27 protein-coding genes and 2 tRNA genes are annotated in these 19869 nt (G+C 57.6%); 15 read left to right on the top strand and 14 right to left on the bottom strand.

Features of this window, described 5'->3' with window-relative positions; genetic code table 11:
• Positions 1 to 64: 64 nt before the first annotated feature.
• Positions 65 to 1744 carry an Rqc2 family fibronectin-binding protein gene (locus NCN06_RS04290; protein WP_226398341.1) on the bottom strand — a complete coding sequence of 560 codons (1680 nt, stop codon included), beginning with the start codon at positions 1742 to 1744 and terminating at the stop codon, positions 65 to 67.
• An 86-nt stretch (positions 1745 to 1830) separates the two neighbouring features.
• Here NCN06_RS04290 and gmk point away from each other — a divergent pair, with 86 nt between their 5' ends.
• On the top strand, positions 1831 to 2403 hold the full coding sequence (gene gmk / locus NCN06_RS04285; protein ID WP_226398289.1) for a guanylate kinase: 573 nt from the start codon (positions 1831 to 1833) through the stop codon (positions 2401 to 2403).
• Positions 2404 to 2412: 9 nt separating this feature from the next.
• Here the strand turns inward: gmk and NCN06_RS04280 are convergent, their stop codons facing one another.
• The 3 genes from NCN06_RS04280 to NCN06_RS04270 all read right to left on the bottom strand — a co-directional run bounded on the left by NCN06_RS04280 (position 2413) and on the right by NCN06_RS04270 (position 3754).
• Positions 2413 to 3027: a metal-independent carbonic anhydrase family protein gene (locus NCN06_RS04280; protein ID WP_226398288.1), complete on the bottom strand. Its 615-nt coding sequence runs from the start codon at positions 3025 to 3027 to the stop codon at positions 2413 to 2415.
• A gap of 101 nt (positions 3028 to 3128) precedes the next feature.
• A complete protein-coding gene (gene psaJ / locus NCN06_RS04275) occupies positions 3129 to 3245 on the bottom strand; it encodes a photosystem I reaction center subunit IX (RefSeq protein ID WP_006850741.1) in 117 nt (38 codons plus the stop codon).
• Positions 3246 to 3277: 32 nt separating this feature from the next.
• Complete coding sequence (locus NCN06_RS04270; RefSeq protein WP_115024045.1) at positions 3278 to 3754, bottom strand: Photosystem I reaction center subunit III; 477 nt, start codon at positions 3752 to 3754, stop codon at positions 3278 to 3280.
• A 77-nt stretch (positions 3755 to 3831) separates the two neighbouring features.
• Between NCN06_RS04270 and tsaD the strand changes: the two genes are divergently transcribed.
• Both tsaD and NCN06_RS04260 read left to right on the top strand, forming a co-directional pair.
• The gene (gene tsaD / locus NCN06_RS04265; protein ID WP_250398701.1) at positions 3832 to 4905 is read left to right on the top strand and encodes a tRNA (adenosine(37)-N6)-threonylcarbamoyltransferase complex transferase subunit TsaD; all 1074 of its coding nucleotides are present in this window, start codon (positions 3832 to 3834) and stop codon (positions 4903 to 4905) included.
• Between the two features lie 42 nt (positions 4906 to 4947).
• Positions 4948 to 5124, top strand: coding sequence for a chlorophyll a/b-binding protein (locus NCN06_RS04260; RefSeq protein WP_115024352.1), 177 nt, complete (start codon positions 4948 to 4950; stop codon positions 5122 to 5124).
• Here NCN06_RS04260 and NCN06_RS04255 read toward each other — a convergent pair whose 3' ends face one another.
• The gene (locus NCN06_RS04255; RefSeq protein ID WP_226422988.1) at positions 5125 to 6231 is read right to left on the bottom strand and encodes a type IV pilus twitching motility protein PilT; all 1107 of its coding nucleotides are present in this window, start codon (positions 6229 to 6231) and stop codon (positions 5125 to 5127) included.
• 197 nt (positions 6232 to 6428) lie between these two features.
• On the opposite strand from NCN06_RS04255, the gene wecB reads away from it, so the two are divergent.
• The 4 genes from wecB to NCN06_RS04235 are packed head-to-tail and all read left to right on the top strand — an operon-like array spanning position 6429 to position 9612.
• Positions 6429 to 7541, top strand: coding sequence for a non-hydrolyzing UDP-N-acetylglucosamine 2-epimerase (gene wecB, locus NCN06_RS04250; RefSeq protein ID WP_226398284.1), 1113 nt, complete (start codon positions 6429 to 6431; stop codon positions 7539 to 7541).
• Entirely contained in the window at positions 7510 to 8112 is a 603-nt protein-coding gene (locus NCN06_RS04245) for a DUF1643 domain-containing protein (RefSeq protein ID WP_226422987.1), read from the top strand. Before wecB ends, NCN06_RS04245 begins: the two co-directional genes overlap by 32 nt.
• The gene (locus NCN06_RS04240) at positions 8112 to 8357 is read left to right on the top strand and encodes a hypothetical protein (RefSeq protein ID WP_115024038.1); all 246 of its coding nucleotides are present in this window, start codon (positions 8112 to 8114) and stop codon (positions 8355 to 8357) included. Before NCN06_RS04245 ends, NCN06_RS04240 begins: the two co-directional genes overlap by 1 nt.
• Positions 8347 to 9612: a cation:proton antiporter gene (locus tag NCN06_RS04235; RefSeq protein ID WP_226398282.1), complete on the top strand. Its 1266-nt coding sequence runs from the start codon at positions 8347 to 8349 to the stop codon at positions 9610 to 9612. Before NCN06_RS04240 ends, NCN06_RS04235 begins: the two co-directional genes overlap by 11 nt.
• Here the strand turns inward: NCN06_RS04235 and gltX are convergent.
• The 6 genes from gltX to NCN06_RS04205 form a co-directional block, all read right to left on the bottom strand.
• A complete protein-coding gene (gene gltX / locus NCN06_RS04230) occupies positions 9556 to 10989 on the bottom strand; it encodes a glutamate--tRNA ligase (RefSeq protein ID WP_250398700.1) in 1434 nt (477 codons plus the stop codon). The two genes, NCN06_RS04235 and gltX, sit on opposite strands and share 57 nt — an antisense overlap.
• A 21-nt stretch (positions 10990 to 11010) precedes the next feature.
• Positions 11011 to 11084: transfer RNA gene (locus NCN06_RS04225), tRNA-Asp, on the bottom strand.
• A 217-nt stretch (positions 11085 to 11301) separates the two neighbouring features.
• Positions 11302 to 11490, bottom strand: coding sequence for an SH3 domain-containing protein (locus tag NCN06_RS04220; RefSeq protein ID WP_006043540.1), 189 nt, complete (start codon positions 11488 to 11490; stop codon positions 11302 to 11304).
• Between the two features lie 37 nt (positions 11491 to 11527).
• Positions 11528 to 11600 (bottom strand) — tRNA-Trp (locus NCN06_RS04215).
• A 57-nt stretch (positions 11601 to 11657) separates the two neighbouring features.
• Positions 11658 to 12134, bottom strand: coding sequence for a 50S ribosomal protein L19 (gene rplS, locus NCN06_RS04210; RefSeq protein WP_226398280.1), 477 nt, complete (start codon positions 12132 to 12134; stop codon positions 11658 to 11660).
• Between the two features lie 25 nt (positions 12135 to 12159).
• Positions 12160 to 12447: a PepSY domain-containing protein gene (locus NCN06_RS04205; protein WP_115024033.1), complete on the bottom strand. Its 288-nt coding sequence runs from the start codon at positions 12445 to 12447 to the stop codon at positions 12160 to 12162.
• Between the two features lie 53 nt (positions 12448 to 12500).
• Between NCN06_RS04205 and map the strand changes: the two genes are divergently transcribed.
• The gene (map, locus tag NCN06_RS04200) at positions 12501 to 13346 is read left to right on the top strand and encodes a type I methionyl aminopeptidase (protein WP_115024032.1); all 846 of its coding nucleotides are present in this window, start codon (positions 12501 to 12503) and stop codon (positions 13344 to 13346) included.
• On the opposite strand, the gene NCN06_RS04195 is transcribed toward map, so the two are convergent.
• Positions 13327 to 14064 (bottom strand): SDR family oxidoreductase, encoded by a 738-nt coding sequence (locus tag NCN06_RS04195; protein ID WP_115024030.1) that lies wholly within the window; start codon positions 14062 to 14064, stop codon positions 13327 to 13329. The genes map and NCN06_RS04195 overlap by 20 nt on opposite strands.
• Positions 14065 to 14100: 36 nt before the next feature.
• On the opposite strand from NCN06_RS04195, the gene ebsA reads away from it, so the two are divergent.
• Genes ebsA through NCN06_RS04180 form a run of 3 tightly spaced genes read left to right on the top strand, consistent with a single transcriptional unit; the run spans position 14101 to position 16146 of the window.
• Positions 14101 to 14469 (top strand): type IV pilus biogenesis protein EbsA, encoded by a 369-nt coding sequence (gene ebsA / locus NCN06_RS04190; protein WP_115024028.1) that lies wholly within the window; start codon positions 14101 to 14103, stop codon positions 14467 to 14469.
• A 26-nt stretch (positions 14470 to 14495) separates the two neighbouring features.
• Positions 14496 to 15593 carry a phosphotransacetylase family protein gene (locus NCN06_RS04185; protein WP_115024027.1) on the top strand — a complete coding sequence of 366 codons (1098 nt, stop codon included), beginning with the start codon at positions 14496 to 14498 and terminating at the stop codon, positions 15591 to 15593.
• A gap of 16 nt (positions 15594 to 15609) precedes the next feature.
• Positions 15610 to 16146 (top strand): DNA-processing protein DprA, encoded by a 537-nt coding sequence (locus NCN06_RS04180; protein ID WP_038556374.1) that lies wholly within the window; start codon positions 15610 to 15612, stop codon positions 16144 to 16146.
• Here NCN06_RS04180 and NCN06_RS04175 read toward each other — a convergent pair whose 3' ends face one another.
• Positions 16147 to 16563 (bottom strand): MAPEG family protein, encoded by a 417-nt coding sequence (locus NCN06_RS04175; protein ID WP_115024025.1) that lies wholly within the window; start codon positions 16561 to 16563, stop codon positions 16147 to 16149.
• A gap of 99 nt (positions 16564 to 16662) precedes the next feature.
• Between NCN06_RS04175 and NCN06_RS04170 the strand changes: the two genes are divergently transcribed.
• Together NCN06_RS04170 and NCN06_RS04165 are read left to right on the top strand one after the other, a co-directional pair.
• A complete protein-coding gene (locus NCN06_RS04170) occupies positions 16663 to 17160 on the top strand; it encodes a YajQ family cyclic di-GMP-binding protein (protein ID WP_115024024.1) in 498 nt (165 codons plus the stop codon).
• A gap of 256 nt (positions 17161 to 17416) precedes the next feature.
• On the top strand, positions 17417 to 18412 hold the full coding sequence (locus NCN06_RS04165; protein ID WP_250398699.1) for a glycosyltransferase family 2 protein: 996 nt from the start codon (positions 17417 to 17419) through the stop codon (positions 18410 to 18412).
• Positions 18413 to 18485: 73 nt separating this feature from the next.
• On the opposite strand, the gene NCN06_RS04160 is transcribed toward NCN06_RS04165, so the two are convergent.
• Complete coding sequence (locus tag NCN06_RS04160) at positions 18486 to 18746, bottom strand: hypothetical protein (RefSeq protein WP_115024021.1); 261 nt, start codon at positions 18744 to 18746, stop codon at positions 18486 to 18488.
• A gap of 170 nt (positions 18747 to 18916) precedes the next feature.
• On the opposite strand from NCN06_RS04160, the gene NCN06_RS04155 reads away from it, so the two are divergent.
• Together NCN06_RS04155 and NCN06_RS04150 are read left to right on the top strand one after the other, a co-directional pair.
• A complete protein-coding gene (locus tag NCN06_RS04155; RefSeq protein ID WP_350223179.1) occupies positions 18917 to 19174 on the top strand; it encodes a hypothetical protein in 258 nt (85 codons plus the stop codon).
• Positions 19174 to 19641 (top strand): nucleoside 2-deoxyribosyltransferase, encoded by a 468-nt coding sequence (locus tag NCN06_RS04150; RefSeq protein WP_226398277.1) that lies wholly within the window; start codon positions 19174 to 19176, stop codon positions 19639 to 19641. Before NCN06_RS04155 ends, NCN06_RS04150 begins: the two co-directional genes overlap by 1 nt.
• Positions 19642 to 19869: the final 228 nt, after the last annotated feature.

Here is a 19869-nt window from a genome sequence, read left to right as displayed (position 1 = left end):
GGCTGCAAGGCTGGGGGACCGTCGGGGCGCTCAGACACGGACGCGGGTCGGGCGGCGCAACAGGTCAGCCCGATTGTGGGCTCAGGCTAGGGGCAAGCAGCCGTTGTTCCGCTCGCTGGGGTTCACCCCAGCGGATTTCAGCTTGACCATGGCGCACTGTGCCTGGGGCGGCACCGGGAATCCGTTGCAGTTGATCGGTTGGAACCATCACAACCGCCACCTGCTTGTTGCCACGAGCTCGACTGAAATAGGCGGCCAGATCCGTCGCCATGGCCAGATCTGCTTCGTCGGCAAGTCCGTTGGAGCTTTTCAGCACCACATGACTTCCTGGACATTCCTGGGCATGGAACCAGAGGTCACCGCTTCGGGCCTGGCGAAGAGAAATCCAGTCGTTTTGGCGATGGTTTCGCCCCACCTGAACCGTGAGCCGTCCTGGGGTGATCAGTTCCAGAGGACTGGGCTGATCTTGTCGACGCTGCAGTCGCGCGTCGCGACGGCGCTCCTTGGGCTTTAACAGTTGTTCGAGCTCCTCCCGCAGATCATTCAGGGCGGAGAGTCGTGACTTGTAGTCCTGCCATTCCGCGCTCAGTTGATCCTCGATAAACGTTTCGCTCTCAGTGATCAGTTGAAGACGTTGCTGATGGTGCTCAAGCCGTTGCTCGAGGATCGGGCGTGATCGTCGCAGTTTTTTGGCACGGCGATACAGCGATTGGGCTTCATCCACCTGGTCTCGGCTTGGGTTGCCAAGGCAGAGGAGAGCATCCGCCTGGCTCTGAAGGACCCCGTGTCCGTCGGTGGCCTCGAGGCGATGGCGTTGGTCATCGTGGGCAGTTTGTTCTTTGCTGCGCCATCGCTCCAAGCGTTGTCGTAGCTCATGGCTGACCCTGGCCAAGGCGCGATGTTCCAGGCACTGCTGGTGAAGAGAACCCAGCTTGAGAGCTAGGGAGGGTTGTGGGTTGACACCAGTATCGGGAGATCCCCATACCCTGTAGCGCCCGTCGTTTTCAACCACGAGGACGAACTGTTCAAGGTGGAGTTGGTCCAACCAGAGACACCAACGTTCATAGAGGTCTCGCCACTGGTTGGTCTCCAGGGTGTCCACGGGTTTGTTCAGGTTGTCACCGGCGAGCTGTGCTGCCAGGGCTGGACTTATGCCCTGGTAGGTCTGCTGAAAGGCCTTGCGCAGGGGGATCGGGACGAGAGAGAGTCGAGCCTGCCAGCGTTCAAAGCTTTCCGTTCGATCGGGTGCCAAGCCCTGAAGGGTCGGTGGTGGGCTGTAGGAATCGCCGGTTGAGAGAGGGCGCACACGGGATTGATGCTCACGAACCTGTCTTCCCAGAGCAATGATGCGGCGTTGCTCATCGAGGAGCAGCAGGTTGCTGTGCCGTCCCATCAGCTCAAGCACGAGGATCCTGTGAATCGGTTCACCCGGACGCTGGGCGAAACGGAATTCCACGACTCGCTCAAATCCGCTTTGGTGGAGTTCGACGAGAGCCAGCTGGCGGAGGCTGTGCTGCAACTGTTGCGCGAAGGTGCTGCCGCTGCCGCTGCGCGGGGGAGGGTTGACCTCGACCAGCCGAGGGGCCTCGGCTTGCCAGCTGAGTTCCAGCCATACCATCCCTTTCAGGCTGCGACAGCCCAGTTGAATCGTTCCTGGGTCAGGTTGTTGGGCCTTTTCGAAACGGCTGGGCACCAGCCTTGGACGCAGATCCCAGAGCACCGCGCGAAGCGTGGTGAGATCCATGGGCTGAAGGCTGGTGGAGGCGATCACCGGGAGCACCGGGTGCGGCAGTGGAGCTTCCTACTCTGCTGACCCACGCAGACGCCGCGATGTCCACCAGTGGAAAGCTCACCTTGATTACGGGGCCGAGCGGTGTCGGCAAGGGAACGCTGGTGAACCAGCTTCTGGAACGCCATCCCAAGATCTGGTTGTCTGTCTCGGCAACCACGCGTTCCCCGCGTCAGGGCGAGCAGGACGGCATCAACTACTTCTTCCACAGCCGTGCTGGTTTTGAGGCCTTGGTGGCTGAAGGGGGTTTTTTGGAGTGGGCGGAATTCGCGGGGAATTGCTACGGCACCCCCAGACGTCCAGTTGAAGAACAGTTGGCCGGGGGCCGTCCTGTGCTCCTGGAGATCGAGATGGAAGGTGCGCGCCAGGTGCGTCGAAGTTTCCCGGATGGCTTTCAGATTTTTCTGGCTCCCCCCAGTTTTGAGGAATTGGAGCGCCGGATCCGCGGTCGTGGAACAGATTCTGAGGCAGCCATCCAACTTCGTCTTTCACGAGCACGGGATGAACTCAAGGCCCAGGCCGAATTTGATGTTGTCGTTGTCAATGACAACCTTGATTCGGCCCTGCAACAGCTCGAGCGCTATATGGGGCTCAGCTCTGGGGATCTCAATTGAGACGGGGACTCAGCGTGCATCAAATGGTGCAGATGAGTGATGAAGAACAATGCGCACTGTGCCGGGTGTTGGCTGCCAAAACGTCCAGGTTTTTTCGACCGAGCCTTGGACTCCATTGGAGTCAGTCAACGTAACAGTGCCCATTGTGTTGGCTGTATTTCCGATCAACTGAATCGTGTCGTTTTTAATCGTGCACGTCTTCCAATTTCTGTAGGTCGCGAAACCTTGTTTGGGCCCAAACTGCTTCACGTCTGGATCAGGCCCAACAAAGTAGGCCAAAGCTCCTTCGCGGGTTGGGCGGAAGGTCGTTTCGCCTACGGCATAGGTCGGCTTGAATGCGACTGGGCCGTATTGGTAGCCGTAGGCGGCATCAATGATGGCTGATGCTTTGGCCTTTGCGGCAGTATGTCCACCCTTTTGATATGCCTGGCTGATGGTCAACAGTGCATCACACCAGCCCTTCTGAGCTGCTTTGACTTCCTTAACTGTGATTTGGTTGTCAAAAACCTGAACCTCTACCTGGGCTGCTGTCGGTAGAGAAATCGTGCTGCCAAGAGCAACGGCAGACACAGAGAAACAACCGGCAAGCAACTTGGTATATGGACGTGAGGGGAACGGCGTCATGATGTTCAAGGGTGAGATCTTACTTTTAGCGATATTGATTTTGATTGGCAATAAAAAAGGGAACCCGAAGGTTCCCTGCGTAGGTGAAATTCACAAGTGAATCACATTGGGTGAAACAGAAGATCGGGGAAGAAGCGATTCCACTCGATCAGGATTCCAGCAGTGGCTGTGAACCAGATGGCTGCAACAACAGGTGCGGCTGTAAGAAATTTGTTCATTCTTGAGAAGGCAATGTTTGAAGTCGTCTTAATCAGCGAGGTGAAACAGTCACCTTGCTGTCGTCTTCGAGCAGCTTGCCGCTGGTGAATTCACCAAAAGCAGCCAGCGGCCAAGTGGCTGCTGCCAAAAGGCTCTTGATGGCGATGCTGCGATCGATGAAAATTTCGTAGTTGGCGGCATTTTTGCCGCGGGTGGCTTTCAGGTACTCACGACCAGCCCAACCAATGCATCCGGTGATGTACAGGAACATGATCCCGGGATAGACAAAATCCCCGGCATGGCTCCAGCGGCCATCAACGATCAGATGGGGAAGTCCATCTGCTCCACAAGATGCTTTGCTGTACATCTCGAAGCGAGCTTTGGCCTGAGGCGTTGTGGCAGCAGCGGCACGCTGCTGGAAGCGAGCACTTTCTGAGCAAGGTGTGAGGCCAGCCACATCCGCCTTCGCGACGGGGGCGAAGCCGAACACCAGGAGTGCTGAAAGCACGACGGCGAAGAGACGACGCATCGGAACGATTCCTCTGAACGGTGCCCCGAAAGGGCAAGATGTCACAAGTCGGAGAGTAGGGGAGGGGCATCACTTCGATGCATGCGGTGCTTGCCCTCGAAACAAGTTGTGACGAGTCCGCTGCTGCGGTTCTTCGTCGTGATGACCACGGTCGGATTGAAGTGCTGGCCTCACAGATTGCATCCCAGGTGGAGGAGCACGCTCTCTGGGGTGGCGTTGTGCCAGAAATCGCCTCCCGTCGCCATGTTGAGGCCCTGCCTGGGTTGATTGCGGCGGTTGTTGATGAGGCTGGTCTGGCCTTGGGTCAGCTGGATGCCATTGCAGCCACGATCACGCCGGGGTTGGCCGGGGCTCTGATGGTGGCGTCGGTGACCGGCCGCACTCTTGCGGCATTGCACCGGCGTCCCTTTCTTGGCATCCACCATCTGGAGGGCCATCTGGCCTCGGTGATGCTTGGAGAGGACCCTCCTCAGGCTCCCTATCTGGTGCTGCTGGTCAGTGGAGGTCACACCGAACTGATTTTTGTGGCCGTTGACGGGGGCATGAAGCGTCTTGGTCGAAGTCATGACGATGCCGCTGGCGAAGCCTTCGACAAGGTGGCTCGCTTACTGGATCTTGGTTATCCCGGAGGCCCAGCTATTCAGGCCGTTGCTGAAACGGGTGATCCAACATGTTTCAAGTTGCCTAAGGGTCGGATTTCATTGCCGGGCGGGGGGTTCCATCCCTACGACTTTTCGTTTAGTGGGCTCAAGACCGCCATGCTCCGCACGGTCGAAACACTCCGACAGACAACGGATCCACTGCCTCTTGCAGACCTGGCCGCCAGCTTCGAACAGGTGGTGGCCGATGTTCTTGTGCAGCGCAGCCTCCGCTGTGCTGAAGACCATGGTGTTGGCCAACTGGTGATGGTGGGCGGCGTCGCGGCGAACCGCCGCCTGCGCCAGTGCATGCTTGAACGCGGGCAGGAGCGGGGAATTGCTGTCTCAATCGCTCCTCTCGCGTACTGCACAGACAACGCCGCGATGATCGGTGCAGCGGCCTTGATGCGCCTGAGCCAGAACACAGGCTCGACGTCTCTTGAATCCGGGGTCGCCCCTCGCTGGCCCTTGGACCAGGCCAATGCTCTTTATGCAACAGATCCACCCTTTTAAGAAAGCCTTTTAGGCTTGTGCCCACTCTTCGGCACCAGCGTCGTGGACCAACCCGAATCCAGATCAGATTCCCCGGCGCCCGTGGAGGCTGAAGAACTGAATGCTTGGAAGCGGGGCTTCACTCCTCAGGCTGAGATCTGGAACGGTCGCCTGGCGATGATCGGCCTGTCTGCCGGGATCGCTGTCGTTTTGCTGGTGCGTGTGTTCAGCGGAGGTTGATCAGCTCCGGCCCCGTAGGGCTTGAGCCAGCTCATTGGGTTTGAGGCTCACGGCAACAGCCTGATCTCCCTCGATCCGATCCGACTCCACCAGGGCCAGAAGGGATTGATTGGTCGTCACCATCCCGTCGAAGCCGCTGCGTTCCATGATTTCCTCCACCTCATCGAGGGCCCCCCGCTGGATGTAGTCCTTGCAGGCGTCTGTGTTGATCAGGATGTCGTGATAAGCCGCCCGCTTCCCATCGGTGGTCTTGATGAGTCCCTGGGCAATCACCCCGATCAGTGCCTCTGACAACGACCGGCGCACGCTCTCTTGCTCTTCAGGGGGATACATGCCAAGGACCCGTTCCACGGTCTTGACCGCTGAATTGGTGTGAAGCGTTCCGAAGACCAGATGGCCGGTCTGCGCGGCTTCGAGCGCCGTGGATAGCGTTTCTTGATCCCTAATTTCGCCCACCAAGATCACGTCCGGGTCTTCCCGCAAGGCAGCCCGTAATGCGTTGTGGAACTTCAGCGTGTGCAACCCCACTTCGCGATGACGGATGAGGGACTTACGACTTTCGTGCACGAATTCCACGGGGTCCTCGATCGTGAGGATGTGTCGAGCTTCGTTGCGGTTGATCCAATCGATCATGGCCGCCAGCGTTGTGCTCTTGCCAGACCCTGTCGGTCCAGTCACCAGGATTAGTCCCTTCGGACGGGCCGCGAGACCTTCCAGCACGCTTGGGAGATTCAGCTGCTCCATGCTGAGGATTGTCTGCGGAATCAGGCGCAGCACCATTGCCGGCCCCCGCAGCGAATCCATCAGGTTGATGCGCACGCGCACGAAGGCGAAAGCATGGGAGCCGTCAAATTCCTTGTCGCTGATGAAGGCATCGATTTGCTGAGGCGTCAGGATTTCCTGGAGCCATCCCTGAAAAACATCGGCATCGGTCACGGGCCATTCCGTGCCCTGGATGTCCCCTCGGGCTCGGTAGCGCGGGACTTCTCCAACCCCCAGGTGCACATCGGAATGGCCGGCTTCATGGGCGATGCGAACGATCTCTTCCAGGCTTGGAGAACCACCCTTCGCCGCTTTCGGCCCTGGGCTCTGGATGACCGGAGTCACTGCAGGGCTCCGTACTGACGTCTTAGAGGTCCGGTCTGACGTCGGGCGCGGCGGGAAGCTGGGGGGGAAAACCGGCTGAGCCACGGTGATGGCGAGAGATTCCCCTTCAGGATTGTCCCGATGCTGAGGCTGGCAAGGTTTTCTCACTGTTCTCTCCGGGTTGACGCCCGTAAACTCCAGCGGTCCGTCTGGATGGAATGGCTGAACAGCCCCGCGTCACGATCGTTCTGGGAACGCGTCCGGAGGCGATCAAGCTGGCTCCGGTGATCCGGATGTTCCAGGCCTGTAATGCGCTGAAGACTCGGGTCGTCCTGACCGGTCAGCACCGTGAAATGGTGGCCCAGGTGATGGATCTATTTCATCTCCAAGCTGATCAGGATCTCAACCTGATGGCGCCTCGCCAAACCCTGACGCACGTCACCTGTGCAGCGCTTCAAGGGCTGCGCGAAGACTTTCAGGCCTATCCCCCGCAGTTGGTCCTGGTTCAAGGTGATACCACCACGGCCTTTGCCGCTGGCCTGGCAGCGTTTTACGAGCAGATTCCGGTTGGGCATGTGGAGGCTGGTCTGCGGACCGACAATCTTCTGGACCCCTTCCCTGAAGAAGCCAATCGTCGACTGCTCTCTCAGATTGCGTCACTTCACTTCGCGCCAACGGCTAAGGCGGAAACCAATTTGAAAGCATCCGGTGTTGTCGGAGAGATCTCCGTGACTGGAAACACAGTGATCGATGCGTTGTTGCTGATGGCGGAATCGGCGCCGGATATCCAGTTCGATGGACTCGACTGGGCCCAACAGAGGGTGATCCTGGCCACCGTGCATCGGCGGGAGAATTGGGGTGATCGTCTCCATGACATCGCTGCAGGCATGCTGCAGGTGCTGGATCGATACCCCGACACGGCCCTCCTGCTGCCCATGCATCGCAATCCAACGGTGCGTGAGCCATTGCAAGCTCTTCTGGGGAGTCATCCCCGTGTCGTTCTGACCGAACCTTTGGATTACGACCGGCTTGTTGCGGCGATGAAAGGCTGCTGCCTGCTGCTGACCGATTCCGGCGGTCTCCAGGAGGAAGCTCCTGCGCTCGGCAAACCTGTTCTGGTCTTGCGGCGAACCACGGAGCGGCCGGAGGCCGTTGATGCGGGAACGGCTCGGCTGGTGGGCACCGATCCCGATGTGATTGTGGAAGAGACCTCGCGCCTGCTTGGGGATCCCACGGCCTATGAAGAGATGTCCCGCGCCGTTAATCCCTTCGGCGATGGTCACGCCAGCGAACGCATTCTTGAGCGGTGTTGCCGCCACCTCGGAGTCTGAGGCGCTGCTGAGCAGCGATGGCTGCTATCGCTGGTGGCTGCGGCGTTGCCTGGGCGCTGGGGAGGGTTGCCTGCTTTTCATCGGACTGAACCCCTCAAGGGCTGATGGACAGCGCGATGACCCGACCCTGCGTCGATTGATTGGCTTCACAAGGGAATGGGGATATCGGGAATTGGTCGTTCTCAATTTGTTTGCTCGCATCTCGCCATCGCCTGCGGCGCTGCTCAGGGTGAAGGATCCAATTGGTGTTCGGAACGACTATTTCCTGATGCGATGGCTCAACCACTGGTCCCTGATGCCTGGGGTCGATCTCTGGTGCGGTTGGGGGGTGAATGGGGCGCGACTGGATCGGGCTCAGGCCGTTCTTGACGGGATTCAACAGTTGCTTGCTGAGCGCAAACGATCTGTTCCCGATTCTCCTCACCCTTTGATGTTGGGGTTGACGGCCTCGGGACAGCCACGCCATCCGCTTTATGCCCCGCGACGGGCAGGTCTTCACCCTTTTCTCTGGGCAGACCCTGAACCGATCCGTCATCCTGTGAAAACCATGACGGATGTCCTTCCGCACTGATGTCCCGCACGCCTCGCCGTTATGCCGTCCATCTCCACCTTGTGGGAGGGCAGACCGAGCGCGTGTTCTTCCCGAAACTCGAGACCTTTCAGGAGTGGTACCAAGGTTTGGTCAATGCCGAGACGCAGGGCGGCTTCGTCAACGTTCCCATCAGCGATCTGGAGGGTGAATATCTGGTCGTTCGGCCCCAGGCTGTGATTGGCGTGCGCGTGGAACCTCAGTTCTCCTCCGTCGATGACGCCTGAGCGTCTGGGCCTCCTCTGGGGCGTCACTGTGTTCTCGGGTGCTTCGGCGCGCCTTCTAGCGGCTACGTCTGGATTGCCTGGAGTTGTTCTGCTGCTCCTGTCTGGGCTGCTGATCGGTCGCTCGGGTTTGGGTTGGGTGGAACCCCTCGACCTTGGCTCCGGGCTTGGGACTGTGGTGGGTCTGCTGGTCAGCCTGGTGCTGTTCGACGGCGGACTCAATCTCCGCCTGCCCGGTGACACGATCAAGGCCACGGTGCAGCGCATCGCAGCCCTACGCCTGTTGATCTCCCTTGGAGGTGGTCTGGTGGCGGCCCATTGGCTTGCTGGCCTCAGCTGGTCGCTTGCCGCCGTCTTCAGCGCCATCGTGCTAGCCACGGGGCCAACGGTGGTCACCCCGTTGGTGCGTCAGATTCGGCTCGCACCGCCTCTGGGTGAAGTTCTTGAGGCTGAAGGACTGGTCCTTGAGCCCATCGGCGCTGTTTTAGCCCTGTTGCTGTTGGAGCTTGCTATTGGCAATCTGCATGGCTGGCGTGAGGTCATGCTCGGCCTGTTGTATCGATTGGGTGGCGGTGTGCTGATCGGCGGGAGCGTCGGCTGGCTCTTGTCAGAGGTCCTGAGACGACTCAATCCCGATCAGTTGAAGGGGTTACCGCTTCAGCTCAGCCTGGGTTTGCTGTTTCTGATGTACGGCGTCAGTGAGTGGCTGCTGCCTGAATCAGCCCTTCCCGCTTCGGTGGCAGCAGGCATCGTCGTCGGTCGCCGTCCAGGACCGCACACCGCCGAACTGGATGGTCTGATTCAGGAACTGGCGCAGTTGGCGATCACCATGCTCTTTCCGCTTCTGGCGGCTGACGTGTCTTGGGCTGAACTCAGTCCGCTCGGTTGGGGCGGGATTCTGTGTGTGCTGTCGTTGATGCTGGTGGTGCGCCCGATCGGCGTAGGGGTGGCCACAATTGGCCTTCCGTACAACCTTGAGCAACGCCTGTTTCTGGGTTGGCTCGCTCCTCGAGGAATCGTTACTGCATCAGTGGCCTCACTGTTCGCCATACGTCTCGAACAGGCCGGCATTTTGGGGGCTGGACGTCTTCAGGGGCTGGTGTTTCTGACAATCCTGATGACCGTTGGTCTGCAGGGCCTTACTGCTCAACCGTTAGCTCGGGCTCTCGGTCTGGTCAAAGGCGATGACGTTGAACCAATGTCAGCTGAGGCAGCGCCGCAGACGCGGCAGGTCCTCACCGATTCGGGCCAGCAGTGACCATGTTGTGATCAAATCCGGTCCTTGAAGACGCCCAAGCAATGCGGCGCGCAGGGATTTCATCACCACTCCTTTTTTCACACCGGCTGCTTTGGCGGCATCCCCCAACCAGGCCTTGGCTTGATCGGTATCCATGCCATCCCATGGTTTGCTCTCAAGGCGCTCAATCAGGTTGGTGACGGCCGCTTTCGCTCCGTCGACCGCCAGTTGCTCAAGAGCATCCTCCTGGAGTTCAGGACATTCAAAGAACGGTGCCGCCTGATCGACGCCGTCGTTCAGCAGGGTGAGCGACGGGCCCAGCAAGGCACAGAGGTCGAGGCTCCAACTGTTGCTGTTGGGTTGCTCCCAACCGCGCCCAGCCCAAAGTGGTGTCAGCTTTTTCAGGAGATGCTCCGATGTCCAGCCATGCAAAACCTGGGCGTTGAGCCAGTTGAGCTTGTCCCAGTCGAAGCGGGCACCTGCTTTGTTGACACGCTCGAAGCTGAAGACGGCAGCGGCCTCGCTCAAGCTGAATCGTTCCTCCATGCCTTCCGGAACGGACCAACCCAAAAGGGTCATGTAGTTGGCAATGGCGTCAGGGGTGTATCCCATGGCGCGGAAGTCATTGATGGACGTCACGCCATCTCGTTTGGAGAGTTTGCGTCCCTCAGAATTGAGGATGAGAGGGGCGTGGGCAAAGGTGGGTAACGGCAGACCTAGCGCCTCGTAAAGGAGCAGTTGCTTGGCCGTGTTGGCAATGTGGTCTTCACCGCGGATCACGTGGGTGATCTCCATGGCGGCGTCATCCACCACCACCACAAGGTTGTAAAGAGGGTCTCCGATCACGTCGGCTGGTGCCCGACGGGCAATGACCATGTCTCCGCCGAGGTCTGAGCCGCGCCAGCTCATGGCGCCACGCACCAGGTCGTTCCAGCGGATCTCGGCGGCGTCATCAATCCGAAAGCGAATCACTGATTCACGCCCCTCCGCCTGAAAGGCTTGCTCCTGATCCGGTGTCAGATTCCTGTGACGGTTGTCGTAGCGCGGAGCCTGGTTGGAGGCTTTTTGCGCATCGCGCATGGCCGTGAGTTCCGATTCGCTGGCGTAGCAGCGGTAGGCCAATCCTTGATCGAGCAGGGACTGAATCGCCTCACGATGCTGGGAGACCCGTTCGCTCTGGATGACGGGCTCCTCATCCCAGTTGAGCCCGAGCCATTGCAAGCCCTCAAGGATGTTCTGGGTGAACTCCGGTTTTGATCGCTCTTTATCGGTGTCTTCGATGCGGAGCACGAATGTTCCCTGCTCATGCTTGGCGTAAAGCCAGTTGAAAACAGCTGTTCGCGCCGTTCCAATATGAAGCGTGCCCGTTGGGCTAGGGGCCAATCGAACGCGCACCATCGATGCTCTTGGTGGTGAGAACGGGACCGACGGGATTCGAACCCGCAACTTCCGCCGTGACAGGGCGGTGCTCTAACCGGTTGAACTACGGTCCCAGATCAAAGCAAGCTTTTTAGGAGTGTTCCTCAGAACAGCTTGACCTGAGTCGCCTTGGCGACCTGATCAGTATCAACCGTCGCCCTGCCCTCCGTCAACAACATGAAGTGAGGAAGAAGCTTTATTTGTCATCAGATCGCTGCCATTAAAAAAATCCCGACGACTGTGTCGTCGGGACAAGCAGCTCACATCGGTTGAAAACCGACAGAACAAAGTTCAGGGGCGGAATCCAGCTGGTTCAATCAGCCGAACCTGATTGCCACGAGCGGTGAACTCACGACCTTGATCACTTTGAACGACCACACGGCCGCCAGATTTGACGCGTATCACTCGGGCTCGGACCCAGCCAAGGGCGGCTGACTCCAACACCTTCACAACATCACCAGGTTGAAGATCCAACTCCATGCTCAGAACCGGGAAACTGCACGAGGGGAACATCGGACGCGCCGTGGAGGACTCGAACCCCCGACATCAGGTTTTGGAGACCTGCGTTCTACCAACTGAACTAACGGCGCAAGGCGATGAACCCCTAAGCCAACGTTGTTGGCAACTGATTGAACGAGGTCGAAACCTCAGCGATCGAAGCGCTGCTTCACGCGGGTGGCCTTGCCCACCCGTTCCCGCAGATAGAAAAGCTTCGCCCTGCGCACTTTACCGCGCCGCTCCACCTTGATGGAAGCCACCTGGGGGCTATGAACCATGAACACCCGCTCGACACCGATGCCTTGGAAAATCCGCCGCACCGTGATGGTCTGATTGAGGCCTCCATGGCGTTTGGAGATCACCACGCCCTCGTAGGGCTGCACGCGTTCTTTGTTGCCCTCACTGATCCGCACGCCAACACGAACCGTGTCGCCCACGTAGATCTCAGGAAGATCATCCTTCTGCTGAGCCGTCTCAAAGCCGCGAATAAGAGCCTCGGCGCTCAGCTTTTTTGTTGGAGAGCTAGCAGCCTTGTTGGGCTTCGCCTCTGAGGCCTCAGGTGCTGTATCCACAGCCGCTTCGGTGTTCTCGTCGGTCACCACTGTGTCCTTCGAATCGGCTGCCATCCCAGCTCCGCGTTGAATCGCCAAACTATGAGTGTACCTTCCGGCGCCATCGTTCGATCAGGAGCACTGCGCCTGTGATCAGCATCCACAACAGGCCAACTGCGTTGAGAAGCACGACGACCGGTTCCAGCGTGGATCCAAGCCATTCCCCTTCATGCACCACCATCAACCAGTGCACCTGTTCGCGGCTCGCTCCGAACCAATCACGGGCCAAGCGATAACTGACGCCGGAGAACACCGTCACCAGCAGTGGCGCCAGAACGAATGGTGCAACGCTTCGGTGCAGTTCGCGCAAGCGCACAAGCAGCGTCATGACCGGCATCAATTCGGTTGCTGTTGATAGCGTGACGGAAATTCGGTTGAGCCATGAATCTCTTTGCTGATCTTCTGGCATCCACCCAGGCTGCGCAGGGGCAGGTGACAGCAACCGGGCCGCGGATCCAGAAGCGTCGAGGTGTTGAGATCAAATCGGCGCGCGAGGTGAAGATCATGCGCCAAGCCAGTCACATCGTTGCAACCGTGCTCCGCGAAGTGATGGGAATGGTGGAGCCTGGTCAAACCACTGGGGATATCGATGCCTACGCCGAAAAACGCATTCGGGAAATGGGCGCGACCCCGAGCTTTAAGGGATATCACGGGTTTCCAGCGAGCATCTGCGCCAGCATCAACAACGAGGTGGTGCATGGCATTCCCAGTGCGAAGCGGGTGATCCGGCAGGGCGATCTGCTGAAAGTTGACACCGGCGCGTACTTCGAGGGCTACCACGGCGACAGCTGCATCACGATCTGCGTGGGTGATGCCCCCGAGGAAGCTCAGACGTTGAGCCGTGTTGCCAAGGAGTCCTTGATGGCTGGTCTCAGCCAAGTCAAAGCCGGTAACACCCTGCTGGATATCGCTGGAGCGGTTGAAGACCACGTCAAGGCCAACGGTTTCAGTGTCGTGGAGGATTACACCGGCCACGGTGTGGGCCGGAACCTGCACGAAGAACCCTCCGTGTTCAACTTCCGCACCGATGAGCTTCCTAACGTCACCCTGCGTCCCGGCATGACCCTGGCCATTGAGCCAATCCTCAATGCTGGCAGTAAGGCATGCCGCACACTCCGAGATCAGTGGACTGTCGTCACCCGCGACGGATCGCTTTCCGCGCAGTGGGAACACACTGTTCTGGTCACCAGCGACGGGTGCGAGATCCTCACTGATCGGGGCGACTGAGGATCTGGCTGTAGATCCTCCGTCCGAGCTCGGTCAGGGGCATCAAGACATAGGTCAGTGGGTTTGGGGTCACGATCACGAGGCGAAACCCCCAGCCGGCTTGGCGCAGCACCTGTTCAGCAACGAAATCGGCTCCCATGACCCCAATGGGATTGAGCGATGAGCGGAAGGGGCCGAGCACAAGCTTGCGCAGGATCAGGGCTTCGCGCCCTGATGGATCGAGCACAGCACCACGGATGCTCACCAGCTGACCCAACATTCGTTTGGTGAGTTCGTACACCGGACTGACGGCAGGCTGAATTTCCGCTTCTGAGGTGTTGACCCACACTTCTTTTGGACAACCCCGGGTTGAGGTTCTGCTGATGGCCTCAAAACGCTGCATCAGCCGCCAGCTGCTCAGGGTGTTGATCTCCAGGGCTTGATTAATCACGTCAGGGCTTTGGTCGCCCTGAGGATTGATTCCATGGTTGAGAACTAGAACATCGATGTCCGCCAGATCGGCGTCCAGGCTGGCTTCGTTGCCGCAGCTCCAGCTCACCCAGCGGTGGGGGCCATCCGTTTGCTCTGGAGGTGTCGCACCGTGCGTGAAACCGATCACGTGGGCGCCTGCGCCACGAAAGCAACGGGAGAGGGCTACGCCCAGAGCTCCGCGCGCGCCTGTGATGCCGATGGTTCGGCCGTGGAAGGGGGACTGGGCCATGGGGCCAGCTTGGGGCATCCTTGAATCGACTGAACCAGGAACCCAACACCAGCTGTGTCAGATGCTGCCCAACTGGTTCTGTTTGCTCCCTATTGCGGTGGTGTCAGTCGTGAGCAGGATCTCGCCGCAGCCCTGCAGATCCTGCGTCGCGGTGAATTGGAGGGGCGGCGTCCCGTTGCCGGAATGGATGGATACCCCTATGAACTCCGCTGGAACGGGGTCGCTGCGCCCCTGGAGAGGCTGGAATGCGAACTCCGTTTTCCTGGTCATACAGAGGGGGATGTTGATTTCTCTCTGGTGACTCATCAACTGGTGGCCTGGCTGATGGATCGCTCTCATCCGCAGCGATCGGAGCCGGACCTCCCCGATGGGTTCTGGCAGTGGCTGTTGATTGAGCGCAGTGATGCTCCTGAGCAGGCCTAGATTCATTGATGACAGGCATCACCTCTATGGGAACGACACTGTTGATCGGATCGTGCGAGCCGTTCAGTGGGAAGTCGGCCCTAGTTCTGGGAATTGCCCAGCAGCTTGCGCGAGCCGGACAGCAGATCCGCTTTGGAAAGCCCTTGGCCACCAGCCTGGATTGGGATCCAAACCAGGGGCCGTTGCCGGAACCCCTCATCGACGATGACGTTCGCTTTGTTGGTGAAACGCTGAATCTGCCGTCGGAGCGTCTGATTCCATCGATGCATCTGCTGTCTCCGACAACAGCTGCCCAGCGCCTTGGCCTGGGCGAGCTGGATGCAGGCGAAGGTTTCGATGAACTGCGGCAGCAAATAGAGGCCGGCGAAGGACTCACCCTTTTGGAGTGCGCGGGAAGCCTGCAGGAGGGGCTGCTGTATGGCCTCAGCCTGCCGCAATTGGCGACAGGTCTTGATGCCAAGGTCGTGCTGGTGCACCTGTGGCAGGACAGTCGCAGCGTGGATGCTCTTCTGGCGGCCAAGCAGACCCTTGGAGATCGCCTGGTCGGTGTCGTCCTGAATGCTGTCACCCCCGAGGAGGTCGAGAGCTTGGAGCGTCAGGTGGTTCCTGCCTTGCAGGGCCTGGGCTTGCAGGTGTTCGGGGTCATGCCGCGTTCCCCATTGCTGCGCAGCGTCACCGTCGGTGAGTTGGTAAGACGGCTGAATGCGCGGGTGATTTGCTGCCCAGAACGGCAAGAACTGCTGGTGGAAACCCTGAGTATTGGCGCGATGAATGTGAATTCAGCCATGGAGTTCTTCCGCAAACGACGCAACATGGCTGTCGTCACGGGTGCGGATCGCACTGATATCCAGCTGGCTGCTCTGGAGGCTTCAACCCAGTGCCTGATCCTGACTGGAGCGGGGGAACCTCTCCCTCAATTGATCAACCGCGCTGAAGAGCTGGATGTGCCCCTCCTCAAGGTGGAGCACGACACGCTCGCCACGGTGGAAGTGATTGAGCAGGCCTTCGGACATGTGCGGCTGCATGAAGCTGTGAAGGCGACCTATGCCTTCCGTCTTGTGGAAGAGCACTGCAAGCTGGATCAGCTCTTCAGTGCATTGAATCTGACGGTTCAACACGCCTGATGGTTGCTAGCTTCCGATGAAATCAGGCGGCGGGTTTTCCTTGGGTCAGTCACTGGATCTGCCAGCTCTCGATCGGGTTGACACCCTGGCGCAGGAACTTGCACTGTTGCAGGACAAAAGTCAGCGAAGGATCGCCATCCTTGGTAGCCGCCATGTCCCCGTTGTTGCGGTTCATCTGATCGAGTTGGTGGCACGCTCTCTCGTTCAGGAAGGGCATTCCCTGGTCACATCAGGATCCCAGGGGGTAAACGCTGCGGTGATTCGCGGATGTCTGGAGGTGGATCCCTCCAAGCTCACGGTTTTGTTGCCCCAGAGCCTCGATCGGCAGGTGCCTGAAATCCGTGATCTCCTGGATCGTGTGCTGCACCTTGTTGATAAGCCCGAGCAGGACGATCTGCCTTTGCCCATGGCCAGCAGTTTGTGCAATCAGGAGATCATCAACCGCTGTGATCAGTTGATCTGCCTCGCGTTTCATGACAGTGAAACGCTGCTTGCAAGTGCGCGAACGGCAGAAGATATGGGGAAGGTGGTGAGTCTTCTTTATTTCGACTGATCAGCCAGCGGCGCTGATCACGGCCCGTAGCCCCTCGACGTAGCAGACGCCGACGGCCGTCACCCCAGTCGCCCAACAGAGTCCCCTAAGGGGAGGCACATTGCCGACGTAGGCGAACAGATAGACGAAACGGATGCCTGGCCAGATCCACGCTGCAGCGATTGCACTGGTGCTGCTGACACCACTGATCAGACACAACAGCATCGCAGGGGCACCCAGAGTGAGAGCTTCCCAGCTGTTCTCCTGTGCCCAGACCGCGCGCTGACCGAAGGCGGGCAGCCGCTCAAACATCGCCCGTGGTGCCTGCAGATCAGCCATGGTGAAGTCTGCTTTGGCCCTTCCGGCGCCGGTAAGCACGATGCTCACCATCACGACTCCTCCCATCAGACAGAGGGCCCAGGCAAACGCAGGAGTCATCGATTTCGATCAGGTCCGGCGACCATAACGGGCCTTGGATGACTGCAACCTTGAAGGGGGCGGTGGCTTTCTAAGCTGGACGATCGACACGCTCGCGACATGGCCAGTACGTATTCATTCGACGTGGTCTCTGACTTTGACCGTCAGGAGCTGGTGAACACCCTCGATCAGGTGCGTCGCGATGTGGGCAACCGTTATGACCTCAAGGATTCCAACACTGAGATTGATCTGGAAGAGACAGAGCTGGTGATCACCACAGCCAGTGATATGACGCTTCAAGCTGTGGAGGATGTGCTTCGAACCAAAGCGACCAAACGCAACCTTTCACTCAAAATTTTTGATTTTCAAACTCCTGAAACGGCGGGGGGAAATCGGGTGAAGCAGGTGGTGAAGCTGCGTAAGGGCCTTAGTCAGGAGATTGCTAAAAAACTAAGCAAGATGGTGCGTGACGAACTGAAGAAGGTGACGGCTGCAATCCAGGGTGAAAGTGTGCGGATCACGGGTAAGAATAAGGACGATCTTCAGGCTGCTATTCAACTTGTAAAGAGCAAAGAAGATGAACTTGATGTACCTCTACAGTTTGAGAACTATCGCTGATCAGACGGATGCAGGGCCTGATGTTGAGTTGATCCAAAGCCGACGAATGGCTTGGGATGTATTGCAACGATCATGCCTGCACTAACAAAAGCATGTTGATTCACCGCCCCACTCGTGGAGATTGGTTGCATGGATGCGGGGATCCCCAGGAGTGTCTCTTGATGCAGGCAGGCTTGGATTCCATGACGCAAGCCCTTGAGGCAACATGTTTCCAAGGGACATGTTGTGGTAATTTTAATTAAATTTCTTTGTTTTAGTGGGTAGTTACGCCATCGCGGTTCGTGTTTTTGATGGCGAGGCTCCCTACTTGCAGTCTTTTATTGATCATCATCGTCGCCTTGGTGTTGACACTTTTTATCCTGTGATTGCTCCAGGAGCGGCGCCATTGTGCAGAGAGATATTCGCAAAAAATGAGATTCAATTCCATGAGTCTGAAGGGCAAAAGATTTCCAGTGTTCAGGATCTGATTCGAGAGGATTATGTTGCTGTTATTGATGCTGATGAATACTTGCATCCAGGTTTGTTCCGATTCCTTGAAGAGGAAAATATTGAATCTCTCCTGATGCCATGGAGACTGACAGCATCCATGGATGATGATTTCTTTGAGTCTGCTCAAAAGAGATTTTTTGTTTTCCCCCAGGTGAAATCAATCGTCAAAACATCTGCACTTAAGCGGCTTCGTCTTCATGCATCTAACACCCATGGATCCGGTCGTTGCCTTGGTGTTGACCAGGGTCAACAATTTCCTGTTCAGCACTACTACCTCCGTGGTCTGGATGATCTCCTGTTGAAAGAAGGCGGTGTGGTTAAGCGAACTCTTGCACAGAGTTCAGGGCGTAAGCAGGTGAATCTGAATGCGGATAATGATTCGATGGATTTCCCAAGCCGTCATGCTCGTGTGGCATTCCTATTAAATGTTCTCGATTCCATGCCCGAGCAGATCGACCCCTACTGCATGTCGTTGGATCGGTCCATGTTGAATCATCTTCGGGACAATGTTGATGGTGACCCAGAGGCGGCCAAACAAGAGCTTCGCGAAAGCGTTGTGAAGATCCAAAAGGTGTATCGGCATCGCACGATTGATCGAGAGATTAGGGCGACGCAGCAACTGCTTGCTTCTGACCCACATAAGGTCAGCTATCAGAAAAGAGTGCTGAAATTGCTTCGTGGTGATTTTAAATTTCGTCGGTCATGGCTTGGATTTATTGAAAATGCTCGGGATTCGTTGTTGATGTTTAGAGATGGCTCGTAAGCCTGAAGGGTGGTTGTAGGCCTGCATCTCAACTTGGTGGTCAGAGTCATCGTTCACGGCATGATCGAATGATTTACCTGAAAGTGTCATGATCTCGGGCCCGTCGCCCGTCAATGATCCGGGCGAGTTCCAGCACATAGCCCGCTGTGCACCAGCGGCCGTGACTGCGGGATCGGTTTTCTGTGTCCGAGCGGATCTCTGCGGTTTCGGCCATCAGAAGATCAAGTTCTCCTTGCGGCAGGTCATACAGCTCCTGCAATTCCAGCTCCCGGTTCAGCAGATGGCTGCGAAACCATTTGCGGGTTTGCTCCTGGGGGGGGACGTCTCGGCTCAAAGTGCATTACAGCGTTGATGTGCCATTCTCCGGCTATGCAGATCCTTAGCTGGGCCCAGTTTGATCAGGCTGTGCAGCTGTTGGCTTCACGGTTTGCAAATTCAGCGGTGACCGGGGTTTACGGGGTCCCTAGAGGGGGGCTTTGCCTCGCGGTTGCACTGAGCCATGCCATGGATCTCCCCATGCTGTCATCACCAGAACAATCGGCGTTGATTGTGGATGATGTCTATGAAACCGGGCGCACGTTGAAGGTGTTGAAGACTCAGGTGCCTCAGGCATCCTTTGCCGTGTGGGTTAGCAAGAGCTGTCCTAACTGGTGGACGGCAGCCGTGGTTGCAGAGTCGTCGGAATGGGTGGTGTTCCCCTGGGAAAACCTCGAAAAGGCTCGTGCGGATGAGCAGGCCTATCGCTCCTCGCGTGGGCTGTGATGACGTCCTTGCGCACGATTTATTTGGCGTCTCCTTACGGCTTTTCCGCCCAGTGGAAGCGGCTGTTGTTGCCAGAGTTCATCGGGGCGTTGGAAGCCCTGGGGTTAGAGGTGTGGGAGCCCTTTGCGCGAAATGGTCAGGTGAATTTGGCGGAACCCGGTTGGGCCTATCGCGTTGCCCAGCGGGACTTGCAGGATGTGCGTGATGCTGATGCCCTGTTCGCGATCGTGAATGGAACGCCACCTGATGAAGGGGTGATGGTGGAACTTGGTGCCGCGATTGCTCTTGGTAAGCCAACATTCCTGTTTCGGGATGACTTCCGTCGCTGTACGGATTCTGAAGAATATCCACTCAATTTGATGTTATTTGCAGGCCTTCCAGAGGTTGAATGGCCGCAGTACGTTTATAGCGACTTGTCTGAAATTAGTGATCCTCAGAAAGCCTTGGCACGCTGGGCTCACTCTTGATTTTTGTCTGCGAATCAACAGCGTAGTTCTGTGTTTTCTTTTTGGGCTGAATGGTAAAAATTAATAGAAATATTGTTTTTCTAGAAGCTTATTGTGGTGCTGGCGGGAGCGATGAAATTTTGTTTGAGGTGTTTTCATGTGTCTTTTGATTCGACTGTGCGAGGCTTAGTTGTATGGGTAATGATCTTGATCAAAATGTTGCCCTGTTGATCAATTGATTCGAATTTA

It is taken from the genome of Synechococcus sp. MU1648 (genome assembly GCF_023630615.1).
In the GTDB taxonomy this organism is placed as follows: domain Bacteria; phylum Cyanobacteriota; class Cyanobacteriia; order PCC-6307; family Cyanobiaceae; genus Parasynechococcus.
This window is presented reverse-complemented; position numbering and strand designations above follow the sequence as displayed.